Source organism: Alteromonas sp. K632G, assembly GCF_017653625.1.
Lineage (GTDB): Bacteria > Pseudomonadota > Gammaproteobacteria > Enterobacterales > Alteromonadaceae > Alteromonas > Alteromonas naphthalenivorans.
On record NZ_JAGGDM010000015.1, the window covers coordinates 75,617 to 93,066 of the forward strand.

General features: G+C 44.3%; 17 protein-coding genes. 14 read left to right on the plus strand and 3 right to left on the minus strand.

The window, feature by feature from the left end; all coding sequences use genetic code 11:
- Positions 1-38: 38 nt before the first annotated feature.
- From J5X92_RS14965 to J5X92_RS14975, 3 genes are read left to right on the plus strand one after another with little or no spacing between them, the layout of a single operon-like run.
- Positions 39-296 (plus strand): succinate dehydrogenase assembly factor 2, encoded by a 258-nt coding sequence (locus J5X92_RS14965; RefSeq protein WP_013783338.1) that lies wholly within the window; start codon positions 39-41, stop codon positions 294-296.
- Between the two features lie 34 nt (positions 297-330).
- Entirely contained in the window at positions 331-792 is a 462-nt protein-coding gene (locus tag J5X92_RS14970; RefSeq protein ID WP_013783339.1) for a protein YgfX, read from the plus strand.
- Positions 782-1,636: a MaoC/PaaZ C-terminal domain-containing protein gene (locus J5X92_RS14975; protein WP_208806035.1), complete on the plus strand. Its 855-nt coding sequence runs from the start codon at positions 782-784 to the stop codon at positions 1,634-1,636. The genes J5X92_RS14970 and J5X92_RS14975 overlap by 11 nt, the downstream gene beginning before the upstream one ends.
- A 335-nt stretch (positions 1,637-1,971) precedes the next feature.
- Here J5X92_RS14975 and nadB read toward each other — a convergent pair whose 3' ends face one another.
- Positions 1,972-3,633 (minus strand): L-aspartate oxidase, encoded by a 1,662-nt coding sequence (gene nadB, locus J5X92_RS14980; RefSeq protein WP_013783341.1) that lies wholly within the window; start codon positions 3,631-3,633, stop codon positions 1,972-1,974.
- A gap of 195 nt (positions 3,634-3,828) precedes the next feature.
- On the opposite strand from nadB, the gene rpoE reads away from it, so the two are divergent.
- From rpoE to J5X92_RS15030, 10 genes are all read left to right on the plus strand, one after another.
- A complete protein-coding gene (gene rpoE / locus J5X92_RS14985; RefSeq protein WP_013783342.1) occupies positions 3,829-4,407 on the plus strand; it encodes an RNA polymerase sigma factor RpoE in 579 nt (192 codons plus the stop codon).
- Between the two features lie 89 nt (positions 4,408-4,496).
- The gene (locus J5X92_RS14990; protein ID WP_013783343.1) at positions 4,497-5,096 is read left to right on the plus strand and encodes an RseA family anti-sigma factor; all 600 of its coding nucleotides are present in this window, start codon (positions 4,497-4,499) and stop codon (positions 5,094-5,096) included.
- 35 nt (positions 5,097-5,131) lie between these two features.
- On the plus strand, positions 5,132-6,334 hold the full coding sequence (locus J5X92_RS14995) for a MucB/RseB C-terminal domain-containing protein (RefSeq protein ID WP_013783344.1): 1,203 nt from the start codon (positions 5,132-5,134) through the stop codon (positions 6,332-6,334).
- On the plus strand, positions 6,334-6,774 hold the full coding sequence (locus J5X92_RS15000; protein WP_208806036.1) for a SoxR reducing system RseC family protein: 441 nt from the start codon (positions 6,334-6,336) through the stop codon (positions 6,772-6,774). The genes J5X92_RS14995 and J5X92_RS15000 overlap by 1 nt, the downstream gene beginning before the upstream one ends.
- A 206-nt stretch (positions 6,775-6,980) precedes the next feature.
- Positions 6,981-8,777, plus strand: coding sequence for a translation elongation factor 4 (lepA, locus tag J5X92_RS15005; RefSeq protein ID WP_013783347.1), 1,797 nt, complete (start codon positions 6,981-6,983; stop codon positions 8,775-8,777).
- Positions 8,777-9,682, plus strand: coding sequence for a signal peptidase I (lepB, locus tag J5X92_RS15010; RefSeq protein WP_013783348.1), 906 nt, complete (start codon positions 8,777-8,779; stop codon positions 9,680-9,682). The genes lepA and lepB overlap by 1 nt, the downstream gene beginning before the upstream one ends.
- Positions 9,682-10,371 carry a ribonuclease III gene (gene rnc / locus J5X92_RS15015; protein ID WP_013783349.1) on the plus strand — a complete coding sequence of 230 codons (690 nt, stop codon included), beginning with the start codon at positions 9,682-9,684 and terminating at the stop codon, positions 10,369-10,371. Before lepB ends, rnc begins: the two co-directional genes overlap by 1 nt.
- On the plus strand, positions 10,355-11,266 hold the full coding sequence (gene era / locus J5X92_RS15020) for a GTPase Era (protein WP_208806037.1): 912 nt from the start codon (positions 10,355-10,357) through the stop codon (positions 11,264-11,266). The genes rnc and era overlap by 17 nt, the downstream gene beginning before the upstream one ends.
- A 150-nt stretch (positions 11,267-11,416) precedes the next feature.
- A complete protein-coding gene (gene pdxH, locus J5X92_RS15025) occupies positions 11,417-12,055 on the plus strand; it encodes a pyridoxamine 5'-phosphate oxidase (protein WP_208806038.1) in 639 nt (212 codons plus the stop codon).
- A 25-nt stretch (positions 12,056-12,080) separates the two neighbouring features.
- The gene (locus tag J5X92_RS15030) at positions 12,081-12,899 is read left to right on the plus strand and encodes a TatD family hydrolase (RefSeq protein ID WP_208806039.1); all 819 of its coding nucleotides are present in this window, start codon (positions 12,081-12,083) and stop codon (positions 12,897-12,899) included.
- Positions 12,900-12,961: 62 nt separating this feature from the next.
- Here J5X92_RS15030 and J5X92_RS15035 read toward each other — a convergent pair whose 3' ends face one another.
- On the minus strand, positions 12,962-13,579 hold the full coding sequence (locus J5X92_RS15035) for a hypothetical protein (protein ID WP_013783353.1): 618 nt from the start codon (positions 13,577-13,579) through the stop codon (positions 12,962-12,964).
- Between the two features lie 129 nt (positions 13,580-13,708).
- Here J5X92_RS15035 and serB point away from each other — a divergent pair, with 129 nt between their 5' ends.
- Positions 13,709-14,704, plus strand: a complete 996-nt coding sequence (serB, locus tag J5X92_RS15040; protein ID WP_208806040.1) for a phosphoserine phosphatase SerB — start codon at positions 13,709-13,711, stop codon at positions 14,702-14,704.
- Positions 14,705-14,817: 113 nt separating this feature from the next.
- Here serB and J5X92_RS15045 read toward each other — a convergent pair whose 3' ends face one another.
- Positions 14,818-17,376, minus strand: a complete 2,559-nt coding sequence (locus J5X92_RS15045; RefSeq protein ID WP_126873459.1) for a PilZ domain-containing protein — start codon at positions 17,374-17,376, stop codon at positions 14,818-14,820.
- Positions 17,377-17,450: the final 74 nt, after the last annotated feature.

Sequence of the window (17,450 nt, forward strand, 5' to 3'; positions counted from 1 at the left end):
GATGACAGTGTTAAAACAATAATTAAGAATGTGAATATATGTTTGAGCCAAAAAGACGTGCTAGATTAAAGTGGGCATGCCGCAGAGGGATGTTGGAACTTGATGTGTTACTCATGCCTTTTGTAGATGAAGCCTTCGACTCGCTTGATTACGAACAACAAGAAATATTCGAACGCTTACTTACCAGCGACGATCCAGACTTGTTTGCATGGTTTATGGGCCATCAACAATGCCAAGATCCAGAACTTGCTGGTATGGTGTCTACTATCGTTAATCGTGTCAAAGTACAGGGTTAAACTCACTTATTCGCCGTGGCGAAAAATAGTAGGAATGCTAATTCTTATTGCCGCTTTTGGCTTTAGTATTATAAATTTACCTGAAGCCTTGTGGACGTGGGTAAGTCCAAGTTGGCTTTGGTTATGCGCGCTTGCGTGTTTGCCGGTGTATATCGCTTTCTGCTTGAGTGTATGGCGTAAATTGAGCAAACCGACGACGGTGCCATCTAATGATGTTTACACGCTTACGGACAATGGTTCATTGCGGGCGTTGATGGTATCGGGAGAAGAGATTTATTCGCCAGCAGTGAATCTTCACAAGTCATCATTACTGTTGCCATGGGGTCTAAGCCTTCATGTAGAACGAACTGCGCGAAAATGGTACCAGCCGTATTACGAGCATGTGCGCTGGGTATTAAAAGGTGAATGCTCTGAAGCAGATTATCGACGGCTATGCCGAGCGATAATCTTCGCTCAAGGAGCAGGCCAAACAAGGAATAACATTGATGTTTCGTGAGTATGCAAAAGCTTTATTAAAACGTGTCGATACCCGACAGTTAATGCAATTCAAACCACCCACATTACCGCCTCGCATTTACACCAAACAACTTAATATTGACAACAAGCACTACGGTGCATTCTGTCAAGAAGTGGCGTGGCAAGATGCTGCTACCATGCATCCTTTGTATCTGCAAATGCTGTCTCTTCCCCTTCAAATGCAGTGTTTGCTCGATAAGAAAAGCCCGTTTCCATTACTGGGATTAATACATGCGGCTAATCGCGTAGAAGTGCTAGAAGAATGCGATTTAAGCGAGACGTTTGAATGCAGGGTTCGATTCAGCGATGTCAGGCCGCACTCACGTGGCTGGGAAGTAGATGTTTCCTTAGAGGCTTTTCAACAAGGGCGCTGTGTTTATAAAGCAATCAGTAGCTACTTGGTGAAGGTGAAAGCGGTACATGTGGCGCCCAGAGCGCCTGTACAAGATACCACTGAAGCCTGTGTCGATAGCCCTAAAAACTTGCTTGCAGAGCTTGATGTAACGGCCGATACCGGCAGGCGTTACGCGAAAATTTCTGGCGACTATAATCCCATTCATTTGTTTGGACTAAGTGCCAAAGCATTTGGCTTTAAGCGCCCGATTGCCCATGGAATGTGGACACTGGCCCGCGCGTTATCATTCGTACCAGTATCGGACGGTCAGCATATTTCAGATGTGGTTTGCCGTTTTAAACGACCCGTTATGCTGCCTTGCAGCATTAACATCTATCAAATGTGTCAAGATGAAGACCGCTCTATCATGGAAATTACGAGCAGCGATGATCAGCAAGTACACCTAGATGCAGAGGTCTCAACGCTTTAGGTTAAAGCTGTTATGACGAAACAGTAACAAGGTTATTATTATCAGCCGATAAGTCGGTCTGTTAAGTTCTGTGTTTATTGAGCTGCTATGTTTTCTTGCCGTAACTTCGGTACTTTGTATTCGATTTATTAAAAAGAAATAAGCCGAGTGCAGCTCAACGTCGCAATATAAATAAAAAAGCCCACTTTCCTAATATAGTGTATTGAACACGCTGTATTAGGAAGTGGGCTTTTTCGTATCTCTATTAAATAGCTATTGTGTGTCTATTGTATTGTTATTGTCTTTTCAAGCCACGCTGAAAACGCTACGGCTAGGTGTCTACTCACCCAAAATCATTAAGAAATAAGTGTGCCTGGTACTGTTGGTAAAGCATCTTTTTCGGGGCACAAAAAGGTGGGCTGAGGGTTTTCAAGTTGCCCAGGGTGATCTAGATTAAAGTGTAGGCCCCGACTTTCTTTTCGTTGCATAGCGCAGCGCACAATTAATTCAGCAACCGTCACTAGGTTTCTTAATTCAAGAAGGTTATTGCTTACCCTGAAGTGCGCGTAGTATTCGGCAATTTCTTGCTCCAGCAGATTTATTCGGCGCATGGCGCGCTCTAACCGTTTGTCGGTTCGAACAATGCCTACATAATCCCACATAAATAAGCGTAGTTCGTGCCAATTATGTTGAATAATAACTTCTTCATCAGAGTCTGATACCTGACTTTCATCCCAAGGCAAAATGGCTTCTTCACACGAGGCTGAAGGTAATGTAGAGATAATATGCTCGGCGGCAGCGCTGGCAAACACAACACATTCTAACAGTGAGTTAGATGCCATGCGGTTTGCCCCGTGTAAACCGGTATAGGCGACTTCTCCTATTGCATACACATTGGCTAAATCTGTTTTTCCATTGAAGTCGGTCACAACGCCGCCGCAGCTATAATGGGCTGCGGGCACCACTGGGATAGGCTCTCGGGTAATATCTATACCTAGTGAACGGCATTTACGATAAATATTAGGGAAGTGCTTAACGATGAAGTCAGCGGGTTTATGACTGATATCTAAATACATACAGTCAGCGCCAAGGCGCTTCATTTCATAATCGATGGCACGTGCAACCACATCCCGGGGGGCTAAATCGCCACGCTCGTCAAACTTGTGCATAAAGCGGGTGCCATCGGCGTGACATAAGTTCGCGCCTTCACCACGTAGGGCTTCTGTAATAAGAAAATTTCGGGCTTGCGGGTGGAATAAGCAAGTTGGGTGAAACTGATTAAATTCCATATTGGCTACACGACAACCTGCACGCCAAGCCATAGCAATACCGTCACCACTGGAAACGTCTGGGTTTGAGGTATATTGGTAAACCTTGCTTCCACCACCCGTTGCTAGTGAGATAAAGGGGGCGCGAATAACTTCAACGTGCTCTTGTTGGCGGTTCCACACATATGCGCCAATAACCCGCTTTTTATCGTCTTTCGACGGAATAAGATCGATAGCGTTGTAACGTTCAAAAACGTGAATATTAGGATGTGCAGAAACTGCATCGTTTAATGTTATTTGCAGTGCTTCGCCGGTGGCATCGGCGGCGTGAAGAATGCGTCTGTGACTATGCCCACCTTCGCGGGTAAGGTGGAAACGCTCTTCACCAGACTCTGTGGTTTCGGTATCAAACGGCACACCGTAACTAATTAGCCAGCTTAATGCTTCTTTGGCTCGTTCGGTAGTAAAGCGTACGGCAGGTTCATCGCACAGGTCGCCGCCCGCTTTTAATGTATCTTGTACATGCGCATCGATAGAGTCTTGCTCATCGAACACCGCAGCAATACCGCCTTGGGCATAACGGGTAGACCCTTCATTACGATCGCTCTTACTGAGCACAATAACCTGACAGTGGTCGGCAAGCCTAAGTGCAAGGCTAAGCCCCGCTGCGCCGCTACCTATAATCAGTACATCACATCGATGTTCAATTGAATTTGATGTGGAAGTTAGTGAAGATGACACTGATTTCATGTATTTTTGTATATATTAAACGAGCAAAGGTTCGGCAAGTCTAAAGGATGAGTGGCAAAACACAATGATCTAGATGGCTTTCCCTAAGCATTTTTAAATATTTTTAATGCTAATACAGAACTTTTTGTAACAGTACGCGTCTATATCAATGCTTGTTAGAGCTATTGGGTAGTTGAAGTAGGAGTAATGGCTCGAATGAGCGAGCAGATAACCGACCAACAATTGGTCGAAAAAGTACAGCGTGGCGATAAAAATGCATTTAACTTACTGGTAACTCGCTATCAGCACAAAGTTATGCATTTGGTATCGCGCTATGTAAAAAACAGCGGTGATGTGGCTGATGTTACCCAAGAAGCGTTTATTAAAGCTTATCGGGCATTACCAAACTTTCGTGGCGACAGTGCGTTTTACACTTGGTTGTACCGTATCGCGGTAAACAGTGCTAAAAACTATCTTGTTGCGCAAGGAAGGAAGCCACCCGCTAGTGATGTCGACGCAGACGAAGCAGACTTTTACGAAGGCAGTGATGCGCTTAAAGAGCAATCCACGCCAGAACGCAGTTTGTTAACGGATGAAATTGAAGAAACCTTATTTAAAGTGGTGGAAAAGTTACCTGATGACCTTCGCATGGCTATAACCCTTCGTGAAATAGAAGGGCTAAGTTATGAGGAAATTGCAAATGTGATGGCGTGCCCAGTGGGTACAGTTCGTTCACGAATTTTCCGAGCGCGAGAGGCTATAGATAAAGTGATTCAGCCATTGTTAGAAAATTAAATATAATGAAAATGAACTTTCATTATATTGAGCAGACTAACAGCTGTGTTAGGGTATTAATTGATCACAGTTGATCAGGAAATGAATTTATGACGCAACAGCAAGAAAATTTGTCCGCTTTCATGGATGGCGAAATAGATGGCGATGCAATCATTGATGCAATTAAGCAAGATGAAGAATTGCAGGCCAAATGGCAACGCTACCATGTCATTAGGGGCGCAATGCGCAAAGAGGCCAGTGTCGCACCGCAGTTAGATATTACTGCCAGTGTTGCCGCCGCGCTTGAAAATGAGCCTGCTATTGTCGCGCCAAAAGCTTCACGTTGGCGTTCAATTCCAGTACTCGGCAGCGTAGTTTCTGGCGGTGTAGTGCCTTTTGCAAAACAGTCAGGTCAGTTTGCCGTTGCTGCATCCGTTGCGGTAGCAGTGATTTTAGGTGTTCAGCACTTCAATCAACCTGCGCCTACTGAGCCTTTCATGACAGCACCTACAGCAGGGCCGCAGGGTGGTTTAGCGCCAGTTAGCTTAGAGCAAACCCGCGCATTGCCTCGCAATGACATGAACGAAGTATTAGAGAAAAAGCGTAAAATCAATGCACTTATTGCTGATCACGAGCAGCAGGTAAAATTGAAACAAGCGCAAGAATCTGAAACTGACGATGCCGAGGCGAGTGCAGATAACCGCCCGTAAGCAGTTCATACGACGCTTAATAAGAATATCGTTTAATGAAAATAGATTATCGTAATAACGTACCAGCGCTTTTAGTGCTGGTACGCGTGTTTTTAGCCAACGTAAAAGTAAGTATTCGCATTCGGGCCTTCATTAAAGCCATGCTCTATGCCGTCGTAGCGTCTTTGGGTTTATCGTTTAGCGTCGTAGCGCAAGAAAATGTATCTGCGCAAAATACATCTTCAGAGCGCGCTGATACGTTGCCTTCAATTTTGCCCTCAAGCGCAGATGCTTCACAAACTTCGCCCCAGATAGCACCTCAATCAGTACCTCAAGCTACTGATGTAGTTGTAGTGAATCCCCATCCTCAAACAACGTCAGATTGGCTTATGCAACTAAGTGAAGTGGTGAAAACCCAAAACTTTGAAGTTGCTTTTGTTCAAAGTCGAGCGGGCCGCGAAACCATTCCCTTTTTATGGCGTCATGGAGTGCTAGAGGATGGCACCAGTATGGAGCAACTCAATTTACAAAATGGGCCAGGCCGCGAGCAAATTCGTGTTAATGGTATTGTGAGTGTGTTTGAACCTGATGTATCGCCGTATAGTCTTCGTTCTGAGTTTATCAATGGGCCTATCCCCAGTGAACTGCTTCATCATCCTGATAGATTGAAAAGCGGTTATGAATTTGTCTCTGTGGGCAGAGCACGCGTTGCAGGTAGACCTGCTCAACAAATCCGTATCGTTAGCCGCGACAATAGTCGCTTCAGCTACCAGCTATGGTTAGATGAAGATTCAGGCATGGTACTGAAACTTAACATGCTTGATTTGCAGGGCGGATTGTTAGAGCAGATTCAAGTAACCTCACTTAAAATAACCGACGCCCCTGATGACTATTTCGCACGAATTAATCAGGCGTCTTTACCCAAACCGATGGCATTAACGCAAAAGCAATCGCGCCAACCTAATTGGGAAGTTAAGTACTTGCCTAATGGTATGGAAGAAGTGCGTGGTGATACTCGTCGTCTTGCCTTAACGGGGCAAGTGGTAGAATATAAAATGTACAGTGATGGATTGGTCGATGTGTCTGTTTATGTACAACCAGCAAAAGATGCCCTTGGTGGTGATTTAGTGCTTAGAAATGATTTGAGTACTTTTTTAACCCTTACCGATGGAAACACGCAAGTGACCGTGGTGGGTGAAATACCACTGCAAACAGCAAATGCTATTGCTACCTCGCTTTCTCCTATGGCAGATAAATAATGATCACTGAAACCGCACGCGTGGTTGCTGTAGAGGGTGATCTTATTACCGTCGAGGCCGCCATTAAATCGACTTGTAGCAGTTGCCAAGCCCAAAGTGACTGTGGCACGGGGGCTATATCCAGAGCATTAGCGCCTAAAACTCAGCAGCTAACATTGCGTTCACCTATGCCGGTAACGATAGGGCAAGACGTAACGGTGGGTGTACCTGAAGAAGGGGTGTTAAGTGCCTCCGCGTGGCTGTATTTGCTACCCCTAACGGTTTTTATCGCGGTTTTTGCCTTTGGGAATGCCACGCTACCTTCCATTGGGCTTAGCCATGAATTGTGGGGGGTGCTACCCGCCGTCGCATTTACCTTTGTAACTTATAAAGCCATCGCATTTAAGCTTAAACGGCTTGATAAAGGTAAGTTTCAACCCGTACTATTGAATACAATTTAGCGTAATACTTGCGCGAATTCGGCAATATTATTACCAAAATGGCTACTTTGGCTTACACTATTCCAATCTTTGGCAATATAACCCACAAGCTTATTCGCTTTTGTGTAAAGAAATGGGTAAAATCCGCACGCGCTAGCTACAACACAAACTATAGCTACCAGTCTTTTTTATATTAATGAATTTTTCTGCAGGTAATTTCCAGCATTATGCAACAATCGCACATTCGTAACTTCAGTATTATTGCTCACATCGATCACGGTAAATCGACTCTGTCTGACCGTCTTATTCAACATTGTGGCGGGCTAGCCGATCGTGAAATGGCCGAACAGGTTCTTGATTCAATGGACTTGGAGCGGGAGCGTGGAATTACTATTAAAGCACAAAGCGTAACGCTTAATTACACTGCTAAAGATGGTGAAGTCTACCAGCTGAATTTCATCGATACGCCTGGACACGTAGATTTTACTTACGAAGTGTCTCGCTCACTTGCTGCATGTGAAGGTGCATTGTTAGTGGTTGATGCAGGGCAGGGCGTGGAAGCGCAAACCCTAGCTAACTGCTATACCGCTATGGACATGGACATGGAAGTGGTACCTATTTTAAATAAAATAGATTTACCACAGGCCGAACCAGAGCGCGTAGCCGAAGAAATTGAAGACATTGTTGGTATAGATGCCATTGACGCCGTTCGCTGCTCGGCAAAAACAGGTATTGGTATTGAAGATGTACTAGAAGTTATTGTAAATAAAATTCCTCCTCCGGGCGGTAACCGTGAAGAGCCGCTAAAAGCGCTTATCATTGATTCATGGTTCGACAACTACCAAGGGGTAGTGTCATTAGTTCGTATCGTAGAAGGCGAGCTTACTAAGAAAGATAAAATTCAAATCATGTCGAATGGCCAAACACACCAAGTTGATAAAATTGGTGTGTTTACCCCCAAAGCCCTAGATACAGGCGTGCTTCGCGCCGGTGAAGTAGGCTTTATTATTGCGGGTATTAAAGATATTCAAGGCGCACCGGTTGGCGATACTATTACCTTAGCGAGACAACCAGCGGTAGGCGCTTTGCCTGGCTTTAAGAAAGTTAAACCGCAGGTTTACGCAGGTATTTTCCCAATTAGTTCTGACGATTACGAAGATTTTCGTGATGCGTTAGCTAAACTAAGCTTGAATGATGCTTCATTGTTTTATGAGCCAGAAAGTTCGCAAGCGCTAGGCTTTGGATTCCGTATCGGCTTCCTTGGTATGCTTCATATGGAAATCATTCAAGAGCGTTTAGAGCGCGAATACGATTTAGGTCTTATTACGACGGCACCCACGGTAATCTACGAAGTAGAAACTACCAAAGGCGAAATTTTAAGCTGTGATAACCCGTCTAAGCTACCCGCAGTTAACGACATTGCCGAAATTCGCGAACCATTGGTGGAAGCAAATATTCTTGTGCCGCAGGAATACTTAGGTAACGTTATTACCTTGTGTGTTGAAAAACGTGGAATGCAGACCGCAATGACGTATCACGGTAAGCAAGTGGCAGTAACCTATGAGCTGCCTATGGCTGAAGTGGTTCTGGATTTCTTCGACCGTTTGAAATCAACAAGCCGTGGGTTTGCTTCTCTTGATTATAACTTCAAGCGTTTCCAAGTCTCTGACATGGTACGTGTAGATATTATGATTAATGGCGAGCGCGTAGATGCGCTAGCCATGATCACTCACCGTGATAATTCTCAAGGCCGTGGGCGTGAATTGGTTGAGAAACTCCGTGAGCTTATTCCTCGCCAGATGTTTGATATCGCTATTCAAGCTGCTATTGGCAATCACATTATTGCGCGTAGTACGGTGAAACAATTACGTAAAAACGTTATCGCCAAGTGTTACGGTGGTGACGTAAGTCGTAAGAAAAAGCTGCTTCAAAAGCAAAAAGATGGAAAGAAAAGAATGAAACAGGTAGGTAATGTTGAATTACCGCAGGATGCATTCCTGGCAATTTTGAAGGTAGGTAAGTAATGGCCAATTACTTTTCGCTTATTTTAGTACTTCTAACGCTAACTACTGGGCTGGTATGGCTGGTGGATAGTATGGTGTTTGCACCAAAACGAAAGGCGCGGTTACAAGAATCGGCAAAAGCAGAAGGGGCTAATTTTGCAGGTGAGCCACAGCTTCCGTACTTGGTTGATACCTCGCAGCAAATATTCCCAGTTATCGCTTTTGTATTGGTGTTGCGCTCGTTTATTTACGAACCATTTCAAATACCATCGGGCTCGATGATGCCAACCTTGTTGGTGGGCGACTTTATTCTGGTTGAGAAATTTTCTTATGGGATAAAAGACCCTGTATTTCGCAGTAAACTAGTGGAAACCGGCGTGCCAGAACGTGGCGATGTGGTGGTATTTAAATACCCTGAAGATACTTCAGTAGATTACATCAAGCGTGTTATAGGGCTGCCTGGCGACACCGTGGTGTATCAAGATAAACAGGTTTATATCAAGTCGAAATGCGAAGGTGCTGCAAAAAATTGCGGGAAGCTTACGGCTATGCCGTTAGATTTTGTCGGTCGAGACGAATTTGTTCAGGACATGGCTAAGCTGATGCGTTACACAGAAACGCTAGGTGACAAAGAGCACGACATACTGCGCCACCCCGTCAGAGAAATTTCTTCCAGTAACTTCTATACTCAGCCAGGTACACGTAGCAATGAATGGATTGTACCTGATGGTCATTATTTCGTACTAGGCGATAATCGTGACAACAGCAGAGATAGCCGTTTTTGGGGCTTTGTACCGGACGAAAACTTAGTAGGTAAAGCTGTTGCCATTTGGATTTCATTTGAATTCGAACGCGGCCGCGACAGTGTTTTACCAACATGGATCCCAACGGGCGTTAGATTTGAACGCGTAGGTGGCATTAATTAATGCAGGGTATTGATAAATATATTCGCTTGAGTAAAGCGTTAGGGTACACATTTAATAATGTAGCCTTGCTAGAGCAAGCGTTAACCCACAGAAGTGCTGCAAAGCAGCACAATGAAAGATTAGAGTTTTTGGGCGATGCTATTTTAGGTATGGTTATTGGTGAAACCTTGTTTAAGCGTTTCCCAGATGTGCCTGAAGGTAAGCTTACTCGTATGCGTTCCACCTTAGTAAAAGGTGATACGTTGGCCGAACTGGCCCGTGAAGCGAGTATGGGTGAATTACTACATCTTGGTCCCGGTGAGCTTAAAAGCGGTGGTCATCGTCGCAGTTCAATATTGGCAGACGCGGTGGAAGCTGTGTTAGGCGCAATTTACTTGGACTCAGGGATGGAAGAGGTTTGTAACGTTATCTACCATTTATGGGAAAGCCGTATTGAAGCGTTAAACCCCAATGCGCACCCTAAAGACAGCAAAACCCGTCTTCAAGAATACCTGCAAGGTCGTAAGCTACCGTTACCTTCTTATGAAGTTATCTCTATTTCAGGGAAAGACCACGCTCAAGTTTTTGAAGTTAGCTGCACAGTGACAACGTTAGATAAGCCCGTTTCGGCATCTGGAAATAGCCGAAGAAAAGCCGAGCAGGAAGCAGCTAGACTTACCTTGGAGACACTCGATGACACAGCCAAATGATACAACCCGATGTGGCTTAGTCGCTATTGTAGGGCGCCCCAACGTAGGTAAGTCGACGCTACTTAATAGATTGCTCGGGCAAAAAGTGAGTATTACGTCGCGTAAACCACAAACTACCCGCCACCGTATTTTAGGTATCGACACTGAAGGCGATTATCAAGCCATCTACGTAGATACTCCAGGCCTTCATAGCGAAGAAAAAAGCGCCATGAACCGTTATATGAACCGAGCCGCTTCAAGTTCTCTTGCCGAAGTGGGGTTGGTATTGTTCGTGATAGAAGGTACACGCTGGAACGACGACGATGAAATGGTGTTGTCTAAAGTGAAAGCCTCAGGTCTACCTTGCTACCTTATCGTCAACAAGATGGATAAAGTAGACGATAAAGAAGCCTTTATGGTTCACCTTCAAGGCCTATCAGAAAAATATAAGTTCGAGCATATAATCCCCATTAGTGCTAAACAGGGCAAAATGGTGGATGACATCCGAGAGCTTGTGGCGAATAGCTTGCCTGAAAGTGAGTTTTTCTTCCCCGAAGATTACATTACCGATCGCTCAAGTCGCTTTATGGCCGCTGAAATCATTCGCGAAAAGCTGATGCGCTTTACTGGGGATGAACTTCCTTATGCTACAACGGTAGAAATTGAACAGTTTAAGCTAGCTGAAAACGGTGTATACCGTATCAGTGGTCTTATCCTTGTAGAGCGTGAAACGCAAAAGCGTATGATTATAGGCAAGGGTGGCAAGCACCTGAAAACCATTGGTGAACATGCCCGCAAAGATATGGAAAACCTGTTTGATAATAAAGTTTTCTTAGAAATGTGGGTTAAAGTGAAACAAGGTTGGGCTGACGATGAACGTGCTCTACGTTCGTTAGGTTATTCAGACGATAGTTAGCACTCAGCAATTATCTGTTTTGGGCTCAACGGAATACGCGTTAGCCCAAAGCATAATTTAAAAAAGTGTAGCCCAAATCATAAGCCCAAACGTATCAGCTAAAAAATCAGCTAGCATTCATTTGTCACAAAGCAATAAAAAGGGGTAGGTATGGCAATTTCTGATATGCGCAGACAGTATGCAAAAGGGAGTCTGCAAGATACCGATCTCACCGCGGATCCTTTTTCATTATTTGACCGTTGGCTAAACGATGCCATCACCGCTGAAATTCCCGATCCTACCGCCATGACCGTGGCGACCGTTGATGCTACAGGTCAGCCTTCTCAGCGCATCGTGCTGTTGAAAGATGTAAGTGAAGCTGGGTTTGTCTTTTTCACTAATTTAGGCAGCCGCAAAGCACAAGAGCTTGGTCAAAACCCCAAAGTTTCATGTCACTTCCCTTGGTTTTTTATGGAGCGACAAGTGAGAGTGTGCGGTGTAGTAGAAAAGCTTTCCTTTAAGGAAAACGCGACCTATTTCCTTTCTCGCCCTAAAGACAGCCAGTTGGCGGCTTATGCCTCTGAGCAAAGTAAACCTATTAGCAGTCGCGAGCTTTTGCATACTCAGTTTGCCCAAATGAAACAAAAGTTTGCGAATAAAACGCTACCCGCACCAGACTTCTGGGGCGGCTTTCGTATTGTTCCTCACCAAATAGAATTTTGGCAGGGCGGTGAAGACAGGTTGCATGACCGGTTCGAATATAACCGGGATGAAAATGGCAGCTGGAATACTCAACGTTTAATGCCTTAATAGGCACTGATTCTGGCATTCTTTAATGATTGATAGCCACTGCCATTTAGACTTGCCAGCATTTCAAGGTGACTGGCAGTCGGTGATAAGCCACGCCATCAGCGCCGGCTTAACACGCATTCTTATTCCTGGTACGCAAGTGTCGCAGTGGTCAACTCAACACACTATACAATCCTTTGCGAACCAAAATACGCACGCTATTTCGATAGATATAGCGTGTGGTCTACATCCATACTTTTTGTCTACTAGCGAAACTGATAATGCCACGGCCTTAAGCGCACTAGAGCGTCTTTTATTTCAGACTAGTAGTGAGGTTGTCGCGGTAGGTGAAATTGGCTTAGATGGGCATATAGCGATACCTATGCAGCTTCAAAAAGCGATGTTTGAAGCGCAATTGCGATTAGCGAGTGAATACGCCCTTCCTGTCATTTTACATCACCGAAAAAGCCATCATCTTATTTTTGAAAGTCTCAAAAATACAGGATTTGCAGAAGGCGGCGTTATTCATGCATTTTCTGGCAGTGTAGAGGTGGCCAAAGCGTATGTCGATAAAGGTTTTTATATTGGCGTAGGGGGAACCATTACCTATGACAGAGCAAAGAAAACGCAAGAGACAATCATATACTTGCTTCAGCACCACCCAGACCGATTACTTCTTGAAACTGATTCACCTGATATGCCAATGCAGGGGCGACAAGGCGCTCGCAACAGCCCTGAATATCTTGGGGATGTACTGGCCGCGCTCGGTAAACTAGGGGAGTATGATGGGCAAGCCCTAAACGAACTTACCACCCAAAATTATCTTACGCTTTTTCATAAAGGGCTTTTTTGTAACAGACAATAAAAGGCCTAAAAACAGGTGAAGTTTGTTGGCTTGAGCTAACTTGGGTTAGCGAAAAATGGTGTTTAAGACTGAAAAACTCGAATTATCCACGGGCGAAACTTATAAAACCCTCGTGTTATATAAACACCTACAATCAATGCCAACACAATAACGGCGCTAATAATAAGCCACAATTGCTGGCGAAGCGTTAACGGACTGGAAAGTACCACCTCAGTGTCGATGTTAACGTTCAAATAGCCAATTACCTTGCCGTTATCATCGAGAATTTTTTCAACATGACTACTGGGAGCAACGTCTCGTTCTCTGGCTAGTGCTACCACACTGTCGACTCTTGGTAAGGGCGCAATATAAACGCCTTGGGCATTAAATACGCTTAAAGAGATAACGGCGGGTTCTTCTAATGCAATGGTAATTAAACGGGCTAGTTGAACCGTGTCTTGTGCCACTAAGGCAGGCTGTAAGATTTTTGAATATTGATTGCTAATGCTGGTACCCGGTTGGGCCGTTTGTACGTCAACCCAATGGGTCTGGTACTGCTGGTACATGAGAAATAGACCCACAGCCAATGCCACAGCGGTAGCCATGATAATAGTATGGATAAGCCGCTTGAAAGCAGTATAAGCCGAGTGTGAAACGCTGTGTTTGTGAGCAATGCGTTCGCTTTCTAAGTGGTTCAGCATTTCGCCTCAATTTCCTTTATCTTTATGCGGTAACAGTAGGGTAATTTTGACTAATTTGAAAGTGTGTATTTCCACATGTGTAATGATTGGGTAGCATATGGGCAAGACTAACAAAGGTTTGAATAAATAGTGATCACGTTTTTAAACGAAATACCGCCTCATGCAATGCATGATACCTCTTTTTTATCTACGCAGCTTACCACAAAGTCACCCAGTGAGGATGAAGCTGGTCTTTCAATTTTAACCGTTATTGGTCAAGCATTAACACCATACATTGTTAGTCAGGTTGTTGAGGGGTTTAGCGACATTTTTAATGCTACATCAATTCACTTACATCCGTTACACAACAAACTCGGTGATGGCGTGGTGGTAGTGAAAGGCCGCTTAAGTGAAAACGCCGACTCCCAAGCTGAGACTACAGTGCCAGCCCTAGTCGCGTCGTTATCGGCCCGTTATCATGTGGATTTAGGTGTTCAAGATGTGCAGCCATCGCTTAACGAGCCAGGTCTTCTTGTGATGGATATGGATAGCACGTTAATTGATATTGAGTGCATTGATGAAATTGCCAAACTAGCAGGCGTTGGTGAACAAGTAGCTGCGGTAACCGAACAGGCCATGCGGGGCGAAATAGCATTTAACGATAGCTTGAACCACCGGGTGGCTTGCCTAGATGGTGTACCAGAGCAACAGCTTCAACAAATACGCGATAGCTTGCCCATCATGCCAGGTGTACAGCTGCTGATTGCCATTCTAAAACAACACAACTGGAAGCTTGCTATCGCTTCAGGTGGTTTTACTTATTTTGCTAACCATTTAAAAGCCCGTTTAGATCTTGATGAAGCGGTTTCAAATACGTTGGTGATAGAGCAGGGAATATTGACCGGAGAAGTGTCTGGCGAAATTGTGAATGCTGAAGTGAAAGCGCGAACCGTGAAAGCGTTGGCGGAACGTTGGGGAGTGCCGAGCGCGCAAACGGTTGCCATGGGTGACGGCGCAAACGATTTAGTGATGATGGCCGAATCGGCGTTAGGGGTGGCGTGCCATGGAAAGCCAGTTGTGAACGAAAAAGCTGACGTTGCTATTCGATTGGGCAGCCTACATTGTCTATTGTACTTTCTATCTTAGTAGTGAAATAGCTGAACTTGACTAGGGTGCATATTCGAATATTAGCGGCGCTGTGTTAAGCGCGAAGAATAAATAGCGAGTACAAGCTCTGAAGGTTGTGTCAGAGCTTGTTTTTATTTCGCCAATGCTTGGTCTTGTAATAATGCTTGAATACCGGACTGAGCGGGCGCTTCTACTTTTGCTTTAGTGTCTCGGTTGGCGCTAATTGTGTCGTCATCGAATTCATATCTAATCAATACTTCATCTGTTACATCAATTAAGTGCGAACAGGCAGCTAAGCTCCAAAGTTTATTTTCAAGTTCCTTTGCCCGATGAATAGCATACACGCTAACGTAATTTATCTCTGTTTGTAACATGGATAAATCCGGCTTGCCTGTGGTGGTAAGCATCACGTGAATAGCAATGAATTGCCCTCTGTTTAACGCTTCAGTAATAAAGGTCTTACGCTGCTCATTATTTTCAAACCGGTGGGAATACCGTGGAATAATGGCCATGCGCGGATCTTTTTGCTTGGCATCAAAAGAGATTAAAAGCTCTTGGCGCAAGGGCATGTTTTCCAGTTTCACCTGCTTAATACCGCTTTGCATGAAAGGGGTATCTAGCTTTCTGTCTCTGAATAAGAACTCTAAATTGACTTGACGCTTTTCCGTTAAGTAGGTGACAAGGCTTGAAACCCGTTCGTCCTGCTTTCCGATAATGCCCGCTTGCGGCGTGTACCTAACTCCTTCTTTACTCATTAAGAAGGATAGAGACGTAGCATTACGAGCATTAATACAGCGAAGTGCTTGACCCATGCCCGGCAATTCTTCTTCGCCAGAGTCTTCTTCTAAGCTGTGTTTGTTCTTTCTAATCAGTTCTTCAAAAAACGCCCTTGCACTTTTTCCTGCTTCACCCGTCGCGGCTTTTAAGTGCAGAATGTTTTTCTCAGCGTTGTGATAAATGACCGAGTATTGCAAGTTCATTACGTTAAAGTTTTGCGTAATCTGCTGAAGGCGAGGGAAGGATACTTCAACTTGCCCTTCTAATTCACCGTCGTACTCTTTATTCAATTCAACACGAAGACCCAATCCATGAACCGAAATATCTTCACTTACGCCAACATGAACGCTGTCGTCATGAGATAATTTAAGCTCTATTTGAGAGCGTAAACGGTAGCGAGACTCTAAACGTTGATCTTCATATTTAAATCGGAACAACTCTATGTTTGGGGTCTTCTGGTTTCTAGGGTGCCCAAAAACGCGCAGATGAGAGAGGTTATCACGATTGAACTTTAATTCGTTATACGCCTGTTGCCCATATATAGAGGTTACGTCAGTCACATGAAGCAAGTATTTGAGGTTTTTTAACTTCGACATAACCCGAGGCGAAGGCGGTGTATTCTGCCGCTTTATTTTCGTACCCACAGAGTCTGGAATAGATAAGGGGGTATGGGCTTGTTCGGGCAACATGTCGGTCAAGGTTAACTTAAATACTCGCCAGCTGACTTTTTTAGAGCCAAAGCCTAAGAAAACCTGTTTTAGCATGTCTTTTTCTATAAGTTGCTCGTAAGAGGCCGAGTAAAAAAAGACTTTGTCGTTTTGTAAGTGGGTAAAGCTGAATACAAATATTTCGCGACGGTGTGCAGGCTTAGCGTGCAAGGTGTTCAATCTATTTTGCGACAGCAGAAAGCCTAAGCGACACTCATCTTCCTCATCTTGCCAGTAGCTCACCGTCTCGCGATTAACTTCGTTAACCATAGCGAAGCGTGGAATAAGCCTATCTTCAATTACATCGATATAAATAGGTAACGTTGGGCTTCTTGGAGAAAAGTATTGTTCACACGTTTTGCTGGTTATTGCCTCAATGGTGTTGTTCATATTTACTTTATAACGGCGTTTATTACCGTGAATAAAGCTTTCTAAAAACTTATCGAAGCTGGGCGCTGGGCGCTCTGTCGCACGTTGTAAAGCTAAATAAATAACATCTTTTTTGCGAACGGTTTTCACCAGGCGATAAGCAATACCATTTTTCTTATCCATGGCAAACTCGCCTTCAAGCCCACGGAAGTAGACTTGTAACAGCTCATTTTGTTTAAACAACGTTTCTTTGTTGAGTTTGACTTGCAGGCCTTCAAGCGACACATCAACACTTAAGCCTTTAATCGAGTGGTTGCTTTCATTAAATAGCTCAACCGCAACAGCAAAGTTCATACGTTCTGTGTTGCGTTGACGATAATCTAGTAGGTTTACCGTTGGCACTTTAAACTGCTCTAAAATGGCAGAGCCTTTTTTGCGAGGGGTATTTGAAGTTGAGCCTGTGTCTCGGGCTTCTTCTGCTTTCTCACGAATGATACGGTAATTGTTTTCAGTATTTTGAACGGCTTCGTATACACCGAATGTATACCCACCAAATATTCTAATTTGCTCTTCGAATTTATCGACAGCAATTTCATCCATGTAATGGGTTCTGCCATCATGCAAATAGCTTTTGCATTTACCGTCTACTTGGCCACGTAAATCAATTGAACGCATACAGGGCTTCGCAAGGCGTTTCACTTCCATTTTTAATAGAAAGCGTTTTTCCTTGGGAATATCACCACCAATTTGTAAAAGCACCTTATTAAATTCAGGCTCGTTTACCAGTGGTTTCAATTGCTCAATTATGTCAGCGTACTGCTGTAAATCTTGGCTCATGTATGCACAACTTAGTTACTTTCTATTATTATAGACATTATTATTATCGGCACGAATGCTAAACCCATTAATAA

What these genes read in the sequence shown, in the direction of transcription:
- J5X92_RS14965 (WP_013783338.1), top strand. Translation starts at nt 39, where the DNA reads ATGTTTGAGCCAAAAAGACGTGCTAGATTAAAGTGGGCATGCCGCAGA.
- J5X92_RS14970 (WP_013783339.1), top strand. Translation starts at nt 331, where the DNA reads ATGCTAATTCTTATTGCCGCTTTTGGCTTTAGTATTATAAATTTACCT.
- J5X92_RS14975 (WP_208806035.1), top strand. Translation starts at nt 782, where the DNA reads ATGTTTCGTGAGTATGCAAAAGCTTTATTAAAACGTGTCGATACCCGA.
- nadB (WP_013783341.1), bottom strand. Translation starts at nt 3,633, where the DNA reads ATGAAATCAGTGTCATCTTCACTAACTTCCACATCAAATTCAATTGAA.
- rpoE (WP_013783342.1), top strand. Translation starts at nt 3,829, where the DNA reads ATGAGCGAGCAGATAACCGACCAACAATTGGTCGAAAAAGTACAGCGT.
- J5X92_RS14990 (WP_013783343.1), top strand. Translation starts at nt 4,497, where the DNA reads ATGACGCAACAGCAAGAAAATTTGTCCGCTTTCATGGATGGCGAAATA.
- J5X92_RS14995 (WP_013783344.1), top strand. Translation starts at nt 5,132, where the DNA reads ATGAAAATAGATTATCGTAATAACGTACCAGCGCTTTTAGTGCTGGTA.
- J5X92_RS15000 (WP_208806036.1), top strand. Translation starts at nt 6,334, where the DNA reads ATGATCACTGAAACCGCACGCGTGGTTGCTGTAGAGGGTGATCTTATT.
- lepA (WP_013783347.1), top strand. Translation starts at nt 6,981, where the DNA reads ATGCAACAATCGCACATTCGTAACTTCAGTATTATTGCTCACATCGAT.
- lepB (WP_013783348.1), top strand. Translation starts at nt 8,777, where the DNA reads ATGGCCAATTACTTTTCGCTTATTTTAGTACTTCTAACGCTAACTACT.
- rnc (WP_013783349.1), top strand. Translation starts at nt 9,682, where the DNA reads ATGCAGGGTATTGATAAATATATTCGCTTGAGTAAAGCGTTAGGGTAC.
- era (WP_208806037.1), top strand. Translation starts at nt 10,355, where the DNA reads ATGACACAGCCAAATGATACAACCCGATGTGGCTTAGTCGCTATTGTA.
- pdxH (WP_208806038.1), top strand. Translation starts at nt 11,417, where the DNA reads ATGGCAATTTCTGATATGCGCAGACAGTATGCAAAAGGGAGTCTGCAA.
- J5X92_RS15030 (WP_208806039.1), top strand. Translation starts at nt 12,081, where the DNA reads ATGATTGATAGCCACTGCCATTTAGACTTGCCAGCATTTCAAGGTGAC.
- J5X92_RS15035 (WP_013783353.1), bottom strand. Translation starts at nt 13,579, where the DNA reads ATGCTGAACCACTTAGAAAGCGAACGCATTGCTCACAAACACAGCGTT.
- J5X92_RS15045 (WP_126873459.1), bottom strand. Translation starts at nt 17,376, where the DNA reads ATGAGCCAAGATTTACAGCAGTACGCTGACATAATTGAGCAATTGAAA.